The sequence below is a fragment of the Streptomyces sp. NPDC046985 genome (assembly GCF_040644415.1).
In the GTDB taxonomy this organism is placed as follows: Bacteria; Actinomycetota; Actinomycetes; order Streptomycetales; family Streptomycetaceae; genus Streptomyces.
This window is the reverse complement of sequence record NZ_JBEYWK010000031.1, coordinates 46,192-61,812: the sequence shown is the minus strand read 5'-3', so window position 1 is coordinate 61,812 and position 15,621 is coordinate 46,192. Positions and strand designations below refer to the sequence as shown.

Sequence of the window (15,621 nt, the reverse complement as noted above, 5' to 3'; positions counted from 1 at the left end):
CGGAGAAGTTCGGCGGCGCCAGCGTGGCCGAGACCCGCCGCAACGTGCGCTCCTACCTCGACCATCTGGCCGTCCGGTGGGGCGCCGGCCCCCGGGCCCGGCGCCCCCTCAGCCCGCCCGCCGCGCACGCGCGCGCCCCGCCGCGCCGGGACGCGCGGGGCTCCGCCGGGGCGCCGCACGGGCGCCCCGGCCCCACGCCGGCCGCCGCCGCGGGAGCGGGCGGCCGGCTCCGAGATCGCAAGGGAGGCGACGATGGACCAGGTGAGGTGTGCCGCGCCCGTGCACGTGCCGCGGCCGGACGGGCCGTGGCACGGCGTGCGCGAGAGCCTGGCGCAGCTCGGCAACGCGGTGGTCTACACGACGTGGACCGAATGGCTGCCGAGCGTCCTGACGGCTCCCCGGCTGCGCGAGCTGCTGGGCCCGGACTGGGAGCGCTACCGCCGCACCCCCGACCCCGCCGTCCGCTACCGCTTCGCCGCCGCCCGGCTGCTCGTCAAGTGCACGGCCGGCGCGGCCCTCGGCATCGAGCCGGAGTGCCTGGACCTGGCCTACCGGCTGGGCGGGCGCCCCTACCTGCGCGGCTTCGACCAGATCGAGCTGAGCCTGTCGCACACCGGGGACCTGATGGCCGTGGGCCTCAGCCGCACCGGCCGGATCGGGGTGGACGCCGAGCCCGCCGGGCGCGCCATCCGCCTGGACCTGCTCCAGGCGCAGATCCTGACCGCCACCGAGGCGGCGGAGATCGCGGAGCTTCCCGAGGAGCAGCGGGCGCCGCACGCGCTGAGGCTGTGGACCCTGAAGGAGGCCTACGCCAAGGCGCTGGGGCAGGGACTGCGGCTCGGCTTCAAGGAGTTCGGCTTCGGCCGGGGCCTGAGACTGCACGCCCCGGACGGCAGCGCCGCCACCCGCGGCGAGTGGGGCTTCGCCACGCACGAGGTGATGGGCCGCTACCTGCTGAGCACCGCCTGCCACGACGCGGGACTGTCCACCGCCGACGACACCTCCGCCACCACCATGCTCGACCAGGGCTTCCTGTCGGCGATGAGCCCGCAGTGACGCTGACCCAGGCCGGTCTCCAACGCCTCTCGCGCGCCGTCCCAGCCGCGTCAGCGCTCCGTCAGCGCAGTGCGCCACGATCGGCCCGGGAGTTTTTGCGCCCCACGCGGCCGGCCGCTCCCCGGACCCCGGCCCGACGGCCGGGACGGACGCGACGAGCGCCGGAGGAGGCGGACATGGCGATGCCCCGCCGCCCGCGCGCGGAGCGCGGACGAGACGGCCCCGCCGCCCCCGCCGGGACGGCCGGCGCCCCGCGCCCGCCGGCCCGCAGCCCCGCCCCGCCGGCGGGGCCCCGCCCCGCCGGCCGGGCCCCGCCCCGCCGGCCGGGCCCCGCCCCGCCGGCCGGGCCCTGCGCCGCCCCGAAAGACGCGACCAGCCGCCCGCCACCCCCGATCGACGCCCCCCATCGACGCCGTCCCCCGGATCGGCGCCGCCCCCCGGAGCCGACGCTCGCGTCGGAGGAAAGGAGGTCCCGCGCGATGTCGCCGTCGAAGCAGGGCCGCAGGCCCCAGACGTCCGCCTCGATCGAGGCGTTCCTCGCCGCCCCCCAGCACGTGGCCGCGCTCACCACCGTCCGGCCCGACGGCACGCTCCACACCGCGCCCGTGCGGTTCACCTGGGACGCGGCCGCCGGCCTCGCCCGGGTGATGACGGTGGCGTCCTCGCGCAAGGCCAGGAACCTGCTCGCGTCCCCCGGCAGCCGGGTCGCGCTGTGCCAGGTGCACGGATTCGTCTGGGTCACCCTGGAGGGCGCCGGCGCCGTCGTGACGGACCCGGCGCGGACGGCCGAGGGCGTGCGCCGGTACGCCGAGCGCTACCGCTCCGCGCCGCCGAACCCGCCCGGCCGGGTGGTCATCGAGATCGAGGTGGACCGGGTGCTCAGCCTCAACGCCTGACCGGGCCCGAAACGACGACGACGGCGGCGGCGCCGGGAGGAGCCGCCCAGGCGCGGCGGCGGCCGGGAGGAGCCCCCTCCCGGCCGCCGCCGCGCCTCGCGTTCCCGCCCCCCTCGCCCCCGAGGGACGCGTGAGCGTTCCGCCCCGCGCGCTCACGCGTCCTTGGGGGGCGGGCTGCCCTCCGCCCACAGCAGGCGGAAGGACAGCCGCGCCAGCCGCCAGCCTCGCGGGGTCCGCCGGGCCTCGCCGTCGACGAACGTGCCGGTGGCGAACAGCGGCGCCCGCTCGCCCCGCGGGCGGGCGTGGCGGGGGTGGTGCACGTGCGTGGAGAGCAGGTTGGCCCGCAGCGTCGCCCGGTCGCCGTCGAGGACGACCAGGGCGGGCGAGCCCAGGTGCTGGGTGGCGGCGAAGGCCGACAGGGCGGCGCGGTGGAACTCCGCCATGCCCGCGGCGCCCTGATGGCGGCTCGCGGGCGGGAAGACGACGACGGCGTCCGCGACGAACAGCTCCGCGGCCCAGGCGTCGTCGAGTCCCCCCTCGTCGAGCGAGAGCAGGTAGCGGTCCAGCAGGGACGCCACGAGGGCCCGGGACTCCGCCGCGCTCTGCGCGGCGGCTCCGGCCCCGGGAACGGCGGGAGTGCGAAGGGAGGTCATGCCCGAGAATGCGCCCGCGCGCACCCGTGCGGGCAACCCCGCCTGACGAAGATCTGACGTAGCGGACCTTTTTCTGTCCTTGCTTTTCAAAGGTCTGTATAAACAGCTCTTTACGCTCCCGCCGGGCCCTCGCGATACTGGGCGCACCCCAGCGGGAAGAGAGCAGATGAGCACCTTTGACACGGACGTCGTCGTCGTGGGAGCCGGTCCCACCGGACTCATGCTCGCGGGCGAGCTGAGGCTCAACGGAGTCTCCGTCGTCGTCCTCGAAAAGCTCGCGGAGCCCATTCGGGAATCCCGCGCCCTCGGATTCTCGGCGCGCACGATCGAAGAATTCTCTCAGCGCGGCCTGCTGTCCCGTTTCGGCGAGGTCGACGTCATTCCCGTCGGCCACTTCGGCGGCGTGCCGCTCGACTTCCGGGTGCTGGAGGGCGGCTCGTACGGCGCCCGCGGCGTCCCGCAGGCCCGGACCGAGGGCGTCCTGGGCGGCTGGGCCCGGGAGCTGGGCGCCGAGGTCCGCCGCGGCGTTCGGGTCCTCGCGCTGGAGCAGGACGCGGACGGCGTCGCCGTGACCGGCGCGGCCGAGGGCGGCGCCGTGACCCTGCGCGCCCGGCACGTCGTGGGCGCCGACGGCGCCCGCAGCGCCGTGCGCAAGCTCGCCGGCATCGACTTCCCCGGCACCGAGCCCGCCGTCGAGCTGCGCTTCGCCGACGTCGCCGGCGTCCGGCTGCGCCCCCGCTTCAGCGGCGAGCGCGTCCCCGGCGGCATGGCGATGGTCCTCCCCCTGGGGCCCGACCGCGCCCGCCTCGTCTACTTCGACGCCGCCCGGCCGCTGCGCGCCGCCGACGGCCCGATCGCCTTCGACGAGGTCGTCGAGGCCTGGCGGCGCCTGACCGGCGAGGACGTCTCCGGCGCCACCCCGCTGTGGGTCAGCTCCACCACCGACGCCTCCCGCCAGGCGTCGCAGTACCGGCGCGGCCGGGTCTTCCTGGCCGGCGACGCCGCGCACATCCACCTGCCCATCGGCGCGCAGGGCATGAGCGCGGGCGTCCAGGACGCGGTCAACCTCGGCTGGAAGCTGGCCCTGGACGTCAAGGGCCAGGCCCCCCCGGGCCTGCTCGACACCTACCAGGCCGAGCGGCGCCCGGTCGGCGCCCGCATCCTGGCCAACACGCTCGCCCAGCGCGTCCTCTACCTCGGCGGGGACGACGTCGCCCCGCTGCGCGAGGTCTTCGCCGAACTGGTCGAGCGGCACGAGCCGGTCCGCCGCCACCTGGCCGGCATGGTCACCGGCCTGGACATCCGCCACGCGACGGTCCCCGGCGAGCACCCCCTGCTCGGGCGCCGCCTGCCCGACGGCGAGCTGATCGCCGACGGGGAGAAGACCTCCGTCTTCGCGCTGCTGGCGGCCGGCCGGGCGCTGCTGCTGGAGCTCCGCGACGGCCTCGGCCTGCGCGAGGCGGCCGCGGGCTTCGCCGACCGCGTCGACGCGCTCCGCGTCGACGCGCTGCGCCCCGACGCCGCCGCGCCGGCGGACGCCGTCCTGGTCCGCCCCGACGGCTACGTGGCCTGGGTCGCGCCCCCCGGCGCCGGCGCCGGGGGACTCCCCGACGCCCTCTCCCGCTGGTTCGGCCCCGCCGCCTGAACGCCTTCCGCCCCTTCCCGTCCCTCCCCTTCTCCCAGGAAGCGAAGAAGAATGCCTCTCATCTCCGTCGAGGACAAGCACCTCACCGTCCTCAACCTCTTCACCACCGACAAGCCCGAGAACCAGGACAAGCTGATCCAGGAGATGACGAAGATCGTCGACGCGGCCGCGTACGAGGGCTGGATGTCCTCCACCGTCCACGCCGGCGTCGACGCGCCGGGCACCGCGAACTTCATCCAGTGGCGCAGCGGCGAGGACCTGGAGAAGCGCTACGCGGGCGAGGAGTTCAAGCACCGCACCATGCCGGTCTTCTCCGAGATCACCACCTCGATCAGGCTCCTGCAGAACGAGGTCGTCCACGTGCTGACCTCCGACGCGCTCGGCGGCAAGGTCGAGATCGGCCCGCACCGCGACGACTACACCAGCATCGCCGTCTTCCCGGTCGCCGCCGACGGGCAGGACGAGGCCGTCGACGCCCTGGGCGCCGGCCAGCTCTTCCTCAAGGACTTCCCCGGCTTCCGCGCGAACGTCGTCCTCAAGGGCCTGCGGGCCCGCGGCCTCGAGGGCGCCTTCGTCGTCACGTACACGCAGTGGGAGAGCAAGGAGTCCTTCGAAGCCTTCCGCGACCAGGCCCCCCAGCAGCAGTCCGAGGCCCGCAAGGCCGCCGTGGCCCGCCTCCAGGCCGTGCTCCAGGGCGCCCCGTCCGCCAACACCTACACGGTGGTGCACACCCGCGCCGCCGACGAGTGACCCCCCGCGCCGCCCACGGCGCACACGCCCGCGCCCGCCGCCGCCCGGCCACGGCGCGCCCGCCCCGGAACGCCCGGCCCCCCGCCTCGGGGGCCGGGCGTCCCGCGCGCCCGCCCGCGCCCGCCCGCGCGAGACCCGAAGGGCGACGGGCCGCCGCGCGCCCCCGCGCGTCCCGGGGGCCCGGCCGCGCGCGCGAGCGGCCGCCGAGGCGTGCGGCCGGCGCCTGGCCGTCTCGCTCCGGTGGAATTCGAGAACGCTGCGGGCGCGGCCCTACCGGCGTGCGGAACCGTCGAAAGCGGCTGGCGAGTGCAGTTTCGGCCGCACGATTCCCGAAGGCTCGGCCCGACCGCGATTTCCCTCCCATGCGACCGCTGAGGAGATACACCGTATGCACAGCACGCTGATTGTCGCCAGGATGGCAGCTAAATCCGCCGCCGATGTGGCCGATCTTTTCTCCGCGTTCGACGCGACGGAAATGCCTCACAGGATGGGGACGCGCCGCCGCCAGCTCTTCTCCTACCGGGGCCTGTACTTCCACCTCCAGGACTTCGACGAGGACAACGGGGGCGAGCTGATAGAGCGGGCGAAGTCCGACGCGCGGTTCGCCCGGATAAGCGAAGACCTCAAGCCCTTCATCGAGGCCTACGACCCCCAGACGTGGCGCTCGCCGGCCGACGCCATGGCGCGGCGCTTCTACGCATGGGAGGCGCGCGCGTGAACCGGCGACGCGTCGTCATCACCGGGATCGAGGTGATCGCGCCCGGCGGCGTCGGCAAGGAGAGGTTCTGGAGTCTGCTGAGCGAGGGCCGCACGGCCACCCGCAAGATCACGTTCTTCGACCCGGCGCAGTTCCGCTCCCGGGTGGCCGCCGAGGTCGACTTCGACCCGCACGCGCACGGCCTGACCCCGCAGGAGGTGCGCCGCCTGGACCGGGCCGCGCAGTTCGCGGTCGTCGCCTCGCGCGGCGCGGTCGCCGACAGCGGCATCGACCTGGGCGGCTACGACCCGCACCGCGTCGGCGTCACCGTCGGCAGCGCCGTCGGCGCCACGACGGGCCTGGACCGGGAGTACCGGGTCGTCTCCGACGGCGGCCGCCTGGACCTGGTCGACCACGCGTACGCGGTGCCGCACCTGTACGACTACATGGTGCCCAGCTCCTTCGCGGCCGAGGTCGCCTGGGCCGTGGGCGCCGAGGGCCCCTCCACCGTGGTCTCCACCGGCTGCACCTCCGGCATCGACTCGGTGGGCTACGCCGTCGAGCTGGTGCGCGAGGGCGCCGCGGACGTCGTGGTCGCCGGCTCGTCCGACGCGCCGATCTCGCCGATCACCATGGCCTGCTTCGACGCGATCAAGGCGACCACCCCCCGCTTCGACGAGCCCGAGCGGGCCTCGCGGCCCTTCGACGGCACCCGCAACGGCTTCGTGCTGGGCGAGGGCGCCGCCTTCTTCGTCCTGGAGGAGCTGCACAGCGCCAGGAAGCGCGGCGCCCACGTCTACGCGGAGATCGCCGGCTACGCCACCCGCTCCAACGCCTACCACATGACGGGCCTGCGGCCCGACGGCGTGGAGATGTCCGAGGCGATCGACCTCGCCCTGGCCGAGGCCCGGCTGGCCCCCGAGGCCGTCGACTACGTCAACGCGCACGGCTCGGGGACCAAGCAGAACGACCGCCACGAGACGGCCGCGTTCAAGCGCAGCCTGGGCGAGCACGCCTACCGCACGCCGGTCAGCTCCATCAAGTCGATGGTCGGGCACTCGCTCGGCGCCATCGGCTCCATCGAGATCGCCGCCTCGGCGCTGGCCATGGAGTACGACGTGGTGCCCCCCACGGCCAACCTCACCACGCCCGACCCCGGCTGCGACCTCGACTACGTCCCCGTGACCGCGCGCGACCAGCTCGTCGACGCGGTCCTCACGGTCGGCAGCGGATTCGGCGGCTTCCAGAGCGCCATGGTGCTGGCCAGCCCCGAGAGGAGCCTGGTATGACCGCGTCGGCGGTGGTCACCGGCCTGGGCGTCGCCTCCCCCAACGGGCTGGGCGCCGAGGACTACTGGAACGCGACGCTGGGCGCGAAGAACGGCATCGGCCGGATCACCCGCTTCGACCCGGCCGGCTACCCGGCCAGGCTGGCCGGGGAGATCCCCGGCTTCGCCGCCGAGGACCACCTGCCCAGCCGCCTGCTGCCGCAGACCGACCGGGTCACCCGGCTCGCGCTGGTCGCCGCGGACTGGGCGCTGGCCGACGCCGGCGTCGACCCCCGGGAGCGGCCCGCGTTCGGCATGGGCGTCATCACCGCCTCCGCGGCCGGCGGCTTCGAGTTCGGCCAGGGCGAGCTGCAGAGCCTGTGGGCCCGCGGCAGCCAGCACGTCTCGGCGTACCAGTCCTTCGCCTGGTTCTACGCCGTCAACAGCGGCCAGATCTCGATCCGCAACGGCATGAAGGGCCCCTCCGGCGTCGTCGTCAGCGAGGGCGCCGGCGGCCTCGACGCGGTCGCCCAGGCCCGCCGCCAGATCCGCAAGGGCACCTCGCTGATCGTCACCGGCGGCGTCGACGCCTCGGTCTGCACCTGGGGCTGGGTGGCGCAGTTGTCCACCGGCAGGCTCAGCACCAGCGACGAGCCCACCCGCGCCTACCTGCCCTTCGACCGCGAGGCCTGCGGCTACGTGCCCGGCGAGGGCGGCGCGATCCTCATCGCCGAGGACGCCGGCGCCGCCCGCGCCCGCGGCGCGCACGTCTACGGCGAGATCGCCGGCTACGGCGCGACGATCGACCCCAGGCCGGGCAGCGGCCGCGAGCCGGGCCTGCGCAAGGCGATCCAGATCGCGCTGGCCGACGCCCGCACGCCCGCGGACCGGGTGGACGCGGTCTTCGCCGACGGCGCCGCCGACCCGGCCCTGGACCGGATCGAGGCCGAGGCGATCAGCGCCGTCTTCGGACCGCGCGCCGTCCCGGTGACGGTGCCCAAGACCATGACGGGCCGCCTGTACGCGGGCGCCTCGCCGCTGGACCTGGCCGCCGCGTTCCTCTCGATCCGCGACGGGGTCATCCCGCCGACCGCGCACGTCGAGCCGTGCCCGGACTACCCGCTGGACCTGGTCCTGGGCCAGCCCCGCGAGGCCCCGGTGCGCACCGCCCTCGTCCTGGCCCGCGGCAGCGGCGGCTTCAACTCCGCCATGGTCGTCCGCGCCGCCGACTGACCCCCCGCCCGGTCCCCGGGGCGCGGCCCCTCGCGCGCCCACCGAACCCCACACCAGCCCACGGACGAAAAGGACTTCCACCATGGCCACCAAGGCGTTCACCCTCGACGACCTCAAGCGCATCCTGCGGGAGGCCGCGGGCGTCGCCGAGGGCGTCGACCTCGACGGCGACATCCTCGACACCGAGTTCGACGTGCTCGGCTACGAGTCCCTCGCGCTGCTGGAGGCCGGCAGCCTCATCGAGCGCGAGCACGGCATATCCCTCGACGAGGAGGCCGTCAGCGACGCGGACACCCCGCGGGCCTTCATCGAGGCCGTCAACGCCCAGCTCGTCCCGGCCTCGGCCGCCTGAAAGGGGGATCGGGACATGACGCAGCACACCACCGCCAGAGTCGCCCTCGTCACCGGCGCCACCAGCGGCATCGGCCTGGCCGTCGCGCGGCTGCTGGCCCGGCAGGGCCACCGGGTCTACATCGGCGCCCGCGGCGCCGAGAACGTCGCCGCCACCGTCAAGGACCTCCAGGCCGAGGGCCTGGACGTGGACGGCGCGGTCCTCGACGTCCGCGACACCGCCTCCGTCGACGGCTGGGTCCAGGGCGCGGTCGACCGCTTCGGCGCCGTCGACGTCGTCGTCAACAACGCCGGCCGCTCCGGCGGCGGCCCCACCGCCGACATCGCCGACGAACTGTGGGACGACGTCGTGGACACCAACCTCAACGGCGTCTTCCGCGTCACCCGCGCCGCCCTGACGGTCGGCGGGATGCGCGCCAAGGACCGCGGCCGGATCGTCAACATCGCCTCCACCGCGGGCAAGCAGGGCGTCGTCCTGGGCGCCCCCTACTCGGCCTCCAAGCACGGCGTCGTCGGCTTCACCAAGGCCCTGGGCAACGAACTGGCCCCCACCGGCATCACCGTCAACGCGGTCTGCCCCGGCTACGTCGAGACCCCGATGGCCCAGCGCGTGCGCCAGGGCTACGCGGCCGCCTACGACACCTCCGAGGACGCCATCCTGGAGAAGTTCCAGGCGAAGATCCCGCTGGGCCGCTACTCCACCCCGCAGGAGGTCGCCGGCCTGGTCGGCTACCTGGCCTCGGACACCGCCGCCTCCATCACCTCCCAGGCGCTCAACGTCTGCGGCGGCCTGGGCAACTTCTAGCCGGGCCCGCCCCCACGCGCCCGCCGAACACCACCCGTGAGGAGAACCCGTCATGACCACGCGTGAGGCCGAGCACCAGATCACCGTCGCCGCCCCGGCGGCCGCCGTCTACCAGTTGCTCGCCGACGTCACCAACTGGCCGCGCGTCTTCCCGCCCACCATCCACGTGGACCGGGTCGAGGCCGAGGGCGCCGAGGAGAGGATCCGGATCTGGGCGACCGCCGACGGCCGCCCCAAGAACTGGACCTCGCGCCGCACCCTGGACCCCGAGAACCTGCGCATCGCCTTCCGCCAGGAGGTCCCGGCGGCGCCCGTCAAGCACATGGGCGGCGCCTGGATCGTCGAGCCGCTCGGCCGGGCGCAGTCCCGCGTCCGGCTGCTGCACGACTACAGCGCCGCCGGCGACGACCCGCACGACCTGCTGTGGATCGAGCGGGCGGTGGAGGAGAACAGCGTCTGCGAGCTGGCCGCCCTCAAAGTCAACGTCGAGGCGGCGCACGCGGCGCAGACCCAGGAGCTGACCTTCTCCTTCACCGACACCGTCCAGGTCGCGGGCTCCGCCAAGGACGTCTTCGACTTCGTCGAGCAGGCCCAGCTCTGGGCCGAACGGCTCCCGCACGTGGCCGTGGCGCGCCTCACCGAGGACGCGCCGGGCCTGCAGGAACTGGAGATGGACACCCGCGCCAAGGACGGCTCGGTGCACACCACCAAGTCCTACCGGGTGGTCTTCCCCCACGACAGGATCGCCTACAAGCAGGTCACCCTGCCGGCGCTGATGACCCTGCACACCGGCGAGTGGACCTTCGCCGAGACCGACGAGGGCGCCGCCGCCTCCTCGCAGCACACCGTCACCCTCAACACGGACAACATCGCCCGCGTCCTCGGAGACGAGGCCACCGTCGCCGACGCCCGCGCCTACGTGCACACGGCGCTGTCCACCAACAGCCGCGCCACCCTCGCGCACGCGAAGGCCTACGCCGAGTCCAAGGCCTCCTGAGCGTGGCGCCCCACCCCGCAGCCGCCGCCCGGCCGGCGCCGCCCGGCGCCGGCCCGGCCCGGCGGGACGCCCAGGTCCTGGTCGTCGGAGCCGGCCCCGTCGGCCTGCTGCTCGCCGGGGAACTCGCCCGCGCCGGCGTGGACGTGGTCGTGCTCGAGAGGCGCAAGACCCCCTCCACCGAGTCCCGGGCCTCCACGCTGCACGCCCGCACCATGGAGATCCTCGACGCGCGCGGCCTGCTGCCCGCCCTGGGCGCCCCGCCCAACGAGCCGCGCGGCCACTTCGGCGGCCTCCCCCTCGGCCTGAACCTGCCCGGCGCCCACCCGGGCCAGTGGAAGACGCCGCAGACCAAGACCGAGGCCGTCCTTCAGCAGTGGGCGCTCTCCCACGGCGCCGACGTCCGCCGCGGCCGCGAACTGGTCGCCGTCGCCCAGACGGGCGCCCACGTCGAGGCCGAGGCCCTCGCAGAGGACGGCGTCCTGCGGCTGCGCGCCGCCTACCTGGTCGCCTGCGACGGCGAGGACAGCACCGTGCGGCGCCTCACCGGCGCGGACTTCCCCGGCCGCGACGCCGGCCGGGAACTGCTGCGGGCCGACGTCGCGGGCGTCGAGATCCCCGACCGCCGCTTCCAGCGCCTCGAGCGGGGCCTGGCCGTCGCCTGGCGCAACGACCGGGGCGTCACCCGCGTCATGGTCCACGAGTTCGGCGCGCCCGCCCGCCCGCGCACCGCGGACGTCTCCTTCGAGGAGGTCGCCGCCGCCTGGAAACGAGTCACCGCAGAGGACCTCAGCGGCGGCCGCCCGCTGTGGGCGAACTCCTTCGGCGACGCCTCCCGCCAGCTCGCCTCCTACCGGCACGGGCGCGTCCTGTTCGCCGGGGACGCCGCCCACCGGCAGATGCCGGTCGGCGGCCAGGCCCTCAACCTCGGCCTCCAGGACGCCTTCAACCTCGGCTGGAAGCTCGCGCTCACCGTGCACGGACTGGCCCCCGACAGCCTCCTGGACACCTACCACGAGGAGCGGCACGCGGTCGGCCGCCGGGTCCTGACGAACATCGGGGCCCAGACCCTGCTGCTGCTCGGCGGCCCCGAAGTGGAGCCGCTGCGCGCGCTGATGGGCGAGCTGACCGCGCTGGAGGAGGCACGCGCCCACCTGGCCGGGACGATCAGCGCACTCGACGTGCGCTACCCGGCGCCCGGCCCGCCGCACCCGCTGCTGGGCGCCCGGCTCCCGCACACCCTCGTGCGCAGCGCCGGGGGAGAGCGCGCCGCCACCGCCGCGCTGCTGCGCGCCCCCGGCGGTCTGCTCCTCGACCTGGCCGGGACCGGCGTGCGGACGCCCGCCGGCTGGGCCGACCGGGTCACCGCCGTCGCCGGCGACCCCGAGCCCGGCACGCTCCCCGGCGAGCCGGCGGCCCTGCTCGTACGGCCCGACGGCCACGTGGCCTGGACCGGCCGGGACGAGGAGGGGCTGGCCCAGGCGCTCGAACGGTGGTTCGGCCCGGCCCGCCCCCCGACCCCCTAGGCCCCGCCCGCGAAGCCCCGCCCGCCCCCCGCCCCCCGCTCGCCGACCCCCCTGCGTCGCGTCCCCACCGCCGCGCGCACGCCCCCCCCCAGCCGATCCCCCCCCGTCAGGAAGGACAACCCATGGAAGGGACAGCGGCGGACACCGACGTCATCGTCGTCGGCGCCGGCCCGACCGGACTGATGCTCGCCGGCGAACTGCGCCTGGGCGGCGCCCGCGTCGTCGTGATCGAGAAGCTCGCCGCGCCGACCGGGCAGTCCCGCGGCCTGGGCTTCACCGCCCGCGCCATGGAGGTGTTCGACGAGCGCGGGCTGCTGCCCCGGTTCGGCCAGGGCGAGACCCTCGCCACCAGCCCTGTGGGGCACTTCGGCGGCGCCCAGTTCGACTTCACCGCCCTCGAGGACGCCCACTTCGGCGCCCGCGGCATCCCGCAGGGACAGACCGAGGCCGTCCTGGAGGGCTGGGCCGCCGAGCTCGGCGCCGACGTCCGGCGCGGCTGGGAGTTCCTCTCCCTCGCCGACGGCTTCCTCGACGGGGACCGCGCCGAGATCGCCGTCCGCACCCCCCAGGGCGACGAGCGGCGGCTGCGGGCCGCCTACCTGGTGGGCGCCGACGGCGGCGCCAGCCGCGTCCGCAAGGCGGCCGGCTTCGGCTTCCCCGGCGCCGACGCCACCCAGGGCATGTACCTCGCCGACGTCACCGGCTGCTCCCTGCGGCCGCGGTTCCTCGGCGAGCGCCTGAACGACGGCATGGTGATGGCCGCCCCGCTCGCCGAGGGCGTGGACCGCATCATCGTCTGCCCCGACGGGGCCCCCGCCCACGACCGCGAACGCACCGTCACCTTCGAGGAGGTGGCCGCGGCCTGGAAGTCCATCACCGGCGAGGACATCTCCCACGGCGGCGCCCGCTGGGTCTCCTCCTTCACCAACGCCACCCGCCAGGCCTCCCAGTACCGTCGGGGCCGGGTGTTCGTGGCCGGCGACGCGGCGCACGTCCACCTGCCGGCCGGCGGCCAGGGCCTGAGCACCGGCGTGCAGGACGCCGCCAACCTCGGCTGGAAGCTGGCCGCCGCAGTCCGCGGCGACGCCCCCCGGACGCTGCTGGACACCTACCACGCCGAGCGGTGGCCGGTCGGCCGCCGCCTGCTGGCCAACACCCGCGCCCAGGGCGCCGTCTTCCTCGGCGGCCCCGAGGCCGACCCGCTGCGCGAGCTGTTCGCCGAGCTGGTCCGCTACGACGACGTCAAACGGCACCTGGCCGGCGCGGTCAGCCACCTCGACATCCGCTACGACCTCGGCCAGGGCGAGGACGCCCACCCGCTGGTCGGCCGCCGGACGCCGCCGCGGCTGCTGGTCGGCGCGGACGGCGAGCAGCGCACCGCGCGACTGCTGCACCCGGGCCGCGCCGTGCTGCTCGACTTCGCCGACGACGCCGGGGCGCGCCGCACGGCGGCCGGCTGGCGGGGCCGCCTCGACGTGCACACCGTCTGCGCCAAGCCGGTCGACGGCCCCGACGCGCTGGCCGGCGTGCCCGCGCTGCTGATCCGCCCCGACGGGTACGTGGCCTGGGCGGGCGAGCCCGCGCACGGCCTCGAGGCCGCGCTGGAGCGCTGGCTGGGCGCCCCCTCCGCCTGACCCCCGAGGCCCCCGGAGCCTTCCGCCCCGCCGGTCCGACCGGCGGGGCGGAAGACTCGCGCGCGCGGTCACGTTCGGCGCCCGCCCCCGCCGGACCGGGGACGTGCCGGGCCGGAAACGTGCGGGCCGGACGGGAACGTGCGGGCCGGGAACATGCTGGACCGGGAACATGCCGGACCGGGGCCGTGCCGGACCCGGGAACGTGCGGGCCGGGGGTGTTCCGGACTGGGAAAATGCCGGGCCGAGAACATGCCGGACCGGGGGCGTGCCGGGCCGGGAACATGCCGGCCCGGGGCCGTGCCGGGGCCGGGAACGTGCGGGCCGGGAGCGTGCCGGGCCCGGGGACGTACGGGCCGGGGGCGTGCCAGACCGGGAGCATGCCGGCCCGGGGCCGTGCCGGGCTCGGGAACGTGCGGGCCGGGGGCGTGCCGGGCCCGGTGCGCCGTGCGGGGCGGGCGCGTGGAAGGCCCCGGGGCCGCGTCAGGGGAGCGCGGCGCCGGGGCCCGTTCGGGGGGCGGGGGTCGCTCAGACCGCGACGGCCTCCACGACCGAGACGGCCGCGGCGGTCTCCACGACCCGCTCCAGCCTGAAGCCGGCCTTCGCCACCAGCTCCGCGTACTGCGACCGGGTGCGCTCCTTGCCGCCCACGAGCAGCAGCAGCCACAGGTCGACGAGCTTGCCGGAGTGCGGCTCGTCGCCGTCCTCCGGGACCACCATCTCCACCAGCAGCAGCTTGCCGCCCGGCTTGACCGCCGCGCGCACGTTCCGCAGGATCCGCAGCGCCTGCTCCTCCGGCCAGTCGTGCACGATGTGCTTGAGGACGTACGCGTCCGCGCCCGAGGGCATCGGGTCGAACAGGTCGCCGTCGGCCAGGGTCACGCGGTCGGCGACGCCCCGCTCCTCCAGCAGCCGCGCGGCGCCGTTCCCGGCGACGCGCGGGTCCGACAGGACGCCCTTGGCGTCCGGCGCGCTCTCCAGGACGCCGGCCAGCAGCGCGCCGTCGCCCCCGCAGAAGTCCACGACCGTGCCGAACCGCGAGAAGTCGTAGGCGGCCACGACCGGCGCGGTCTCGGCGGCGGACATGTTCCCCATCCCGCCGATGAACACCGCGCCGTACTCCGGGTTCCGCGTCAGGTACTCGAAGGCGCCCATGCCGCGCCGCTTGGGCAGGCTCGGCTCGCCGGTCCGCACCGCCTCCAGGAAGCCGTTCCAGTCGTCCCAGTGCGTGGGGTGGCCCATCAGCACGCAGACGTCGCGCATCGTCACCGGGTGGTCGGCGCGCAGCGCGTCGGCCATCGGCGTCAGCGCCCAGCGGCCGTCGTCCTCGCGCGCGAACACGCCCTGGGAGGCGAGCAGGCGCAGCACCCGGCCCAGCGCCTCGGCGTCCGCGCCGACCCGCGCCGCCAGGTCCTCGACCGGCAGCGGACCGTCCCGCAGGGCCTCGGCCACGCGCAGTTCGGCCGCGGCGTACAGGGCCTGGGTCACCATGGAGCCCATGGCCAGCTCGAGCAGAGCGAACGGGGCGGGGGCCAGCTCCCGGACCTGCCTCTGCAGACCCGCCCGGGTCCTCTCCGTGGCGCGGACGACTTCGGGGGACGGCAAAGCGGGCATGTCTCTCCTCCATGGCAGAAAGCGCGAGTTCTGTCCCCACCGCCGGAAGGGACCCGTCCCGCCACGGTAGGCAGCGGGGATGGACCCGCCCTGGACGGCGGCTTGCGCACCTCTGGAGCGCGCCCGCCCCCCGCGGCGGCGCAGCCGACCGCGCCCGGCCCCCCGGCGGCGGCGCTCCCGGCGCTCCCGCTCCCGGCGCGGGCGGCGCGGCGCGGGGCCGGACGGCGGCCCGGAACCGCTCGGCGGCCGCTCGACGCGCACCGCAGACCGGGTCCGTCCGGGACGAGGCGCCCGGCGCCCCGGCCGGGGGCCGCCCCGCGCGGTCCGCCGCCCCCACAGGCCGCCGGCGTCCGTGTCCGCCCGCCCCCACACCCGCCCTGCCCGAGACCCGTCCCGGCCTGAGACCCGTCCCGGCCCGAGACTCGTCCCGGCCCGAGACTCGCCCGCACCCAGACTCGCCCGCACCCAGACCCGCCCGCACCCAGACCCGTCCGCACCCAGAC

At 76.0% G+C, this 15,621-nt stretch carries 14 protein-coding genes; 12 read left to right on the top strand and 2 right to left on the bottom strand.

The window, feature by feature from the left end:
- Nucleotides 1-252: 252 nt before the first annotated feature.
- The gene (locus ABZ861_RS29740; RefSeq protein ID WP_361636540.1) at nucleotides 253-1,056 is read left to right on the top strand and encodes a 4'-phosphopantetheinyl transferase superfamily protein; all 804 of its coding nucleotides are present in this window, start codon (nucleotides 253-255) and stop codon (nucleotides 1,054-1,056) included.
- 479 nt (nucleotides 1,057-1,535) lie between these two features.
- Nucleotides 1,536-1,952 (top strand): pyridoxamine 5'-phosphate oxidase family protein, encoded by a 417-nt coding sequence (locus tag ABZ861_RS29735; protein WP_361636537.1) that lies wholly within the window; start codon nucleotides 1,536-1,538, stop codon nucleotides 1,950-1,952.
- A 152-nt stretch (nucleotides 1,953-2,104) separates the two neighbouring features.
- Here ABZ861_RS29735 and ABZ861_RS29730 read toward each other — a convergent pair whose 3' ends face one another.
- Complete coding sequence (locus ABZ861_RS29730; protein WP_361636534.1) at nucleotides 2,105-2,605, bottom strand: nuclear transport factor 2 family protein; 501 nt, start codon at nucleotides 2,603-2,605, stop codon at nucleotides 2,105-2,107.
- A gap of 166 nt (nucleotides 2,606-2,771) precedes the next feature.
- Between ABZ861_RS29730 and ABZ861_RS29725 the strand changes: the two genes are divergently transcribed.
- The 10 genes from ABZ861_RS29725 to ABZ861_RS29680 all read left to right on the top strand — a co-directional run bounded on the left by ABZ861_RS29725 (nucleotide 2,772) and on the right by ABZ861_RS29680 (nucleotide 13,507).
- Nucleotides 2,772-4,250: an FAD-dependent monooxygenase gene (locus tag ABZ861_RS29725; protein WP_361636531.1), complete on the top strand. Its 1,479-nt coding sequence runs from the start codon at nucleotides 2,772-2,774 to the stop codon at nucleotides 4,248-4,250.
- Nucleotides 4,251-4,301: 51 nt separating this feature from the next.
- Entirely contained in the window at nucleotides 4,302-5,000 is a 699-nt protein-coding gene (locus tag ABZ861_RS29720) for an antibiotic biosynthesis monooxygenase (protein WP_361636529.1), read from the top strand.
- Nucleotides 5,001-5,388: 388 nt separating this feature from the next.
- Nucleotides 5,389-5,718, top strand: coding sequence for a TcmI family type II polyketide cyclase (locus tag ABZ861_RS29715; protein WP_361636526.1), 330 nt, complete (start codon nucleotides 5,389-5,391; stop codon nucleotides 5,716-5,718).
- Nucleotides 5,715-6,986, top strand: a complete 1,272-nt coding sequence (locus ABZ861_RS29710; protein WP_361636524.1) for a beta-ketoacyl-[acyl-carrier-protein] synthase family protein — start codon at nucleotides 5,715-5,717, stop codon at nucleotides 6,984-6,986. The genes ABZ861_RS29715 and ABZ861_RS29710 overlap by 4 nt, the downstream gene beginning before the upstream one ends.
- Nucleotides 6,983-8,197, top strand: a complete 1,215-nt coding sequence (locus ABZ861_RS29705; protein WP_361636522.1) for a ketosynthase chain-length factor — start codon at nucleotides 6,983-6,985, stop codon at nucleotides 8,195-8,197. Before ABZ861_RS29710 ends, ABZ861_RS29705 begins: the two co-directional genes overlap by 4 nt.
- 82 nt (nucleotides 8,198-8,279) lie before the next feature.
- Nucleotides 8,280-8,549, top strand: a complete 270-nt coding sequence (locus ABZ861_RS29700; protein WP_361636520.1) for an acyl carrier protein — start codon at nucleotides 8,280-8,282, stop codon at nucleotides 8,547-8,549.
- A gap of 15 nt (nucleotides 8,550-8,564) precedes the next feature.
- Nucleotides 8,565-9,353 carry a 3-oxoacyl-ACP reductase FabG gene (gene fabG / locus ABZ861_RS29695; protein WP_361636517.1) on the top strand — a complete coding sequence of 263 codons (789 nt, stop codon included), beginning with the start codon at nucleotides 8,565-8,567 and terminating at the stop codon, nucleotides 9,351-9,353.
- Between the two features lie 52 nt (nucleotides 9,354-9,405).
- Nucleotides 9,406-10,350, top strand: coding sequence for an aromatase/cyclase (locus ABZ861_RS29690; RefSeq protein WP_361636514.1), 945 nt, complete (start codon nucleotides 9,406-9,408; stop codon nucleotides 10,348-10,350).
- A gap of 2 nt (nucleotides 10,351-10,352) precedes the next feature.
- Nucleotides 10,353-11,873, top strand: coding sequence for an FAD-dependent oxidoreductase (locus tag ABZ861_RS29685; protein ID WP_361636512.1), 1,521 nt, complete (start codon nucleotides 10,353-10,355; stop codon nucleotides 11,871-11,873).
- A 122-nt stretch (nucleotides 11,874-11,995) separates the two neighbouring features.
- The gene (locus ABZ861_RS29680; protein WP_361636509.1) at nucleotides 11,996-13,507 is read left to right on the top strand and encodes an FAD-dependent monooxygenase; all 1,512 of its coding nucleotides are present in this window, start codon (nucleotides 11,996-11,998) and stop codon (nucleotides 13,505-13,507) included.
- A gap of 525 nt (nucleotides 13,508-14,032) precedes the next feature.
- Here the strand turns inward: ABZ861_RS29680 and ABZ861_RS29675 are convergent.
- Complete coding sequence (locus ABZ861_RS29675; protein WP_361636507.1) at nucleotides 14,033-15,118, bottom strand: methyltransferase; 1,086 nt, start codon at nucleotides 15,116-15,118, stop codon at nucleotides 14,033-14,035.
- Nucleotides 15,119-15,621 lie beyond the last annotated feature (503 nt).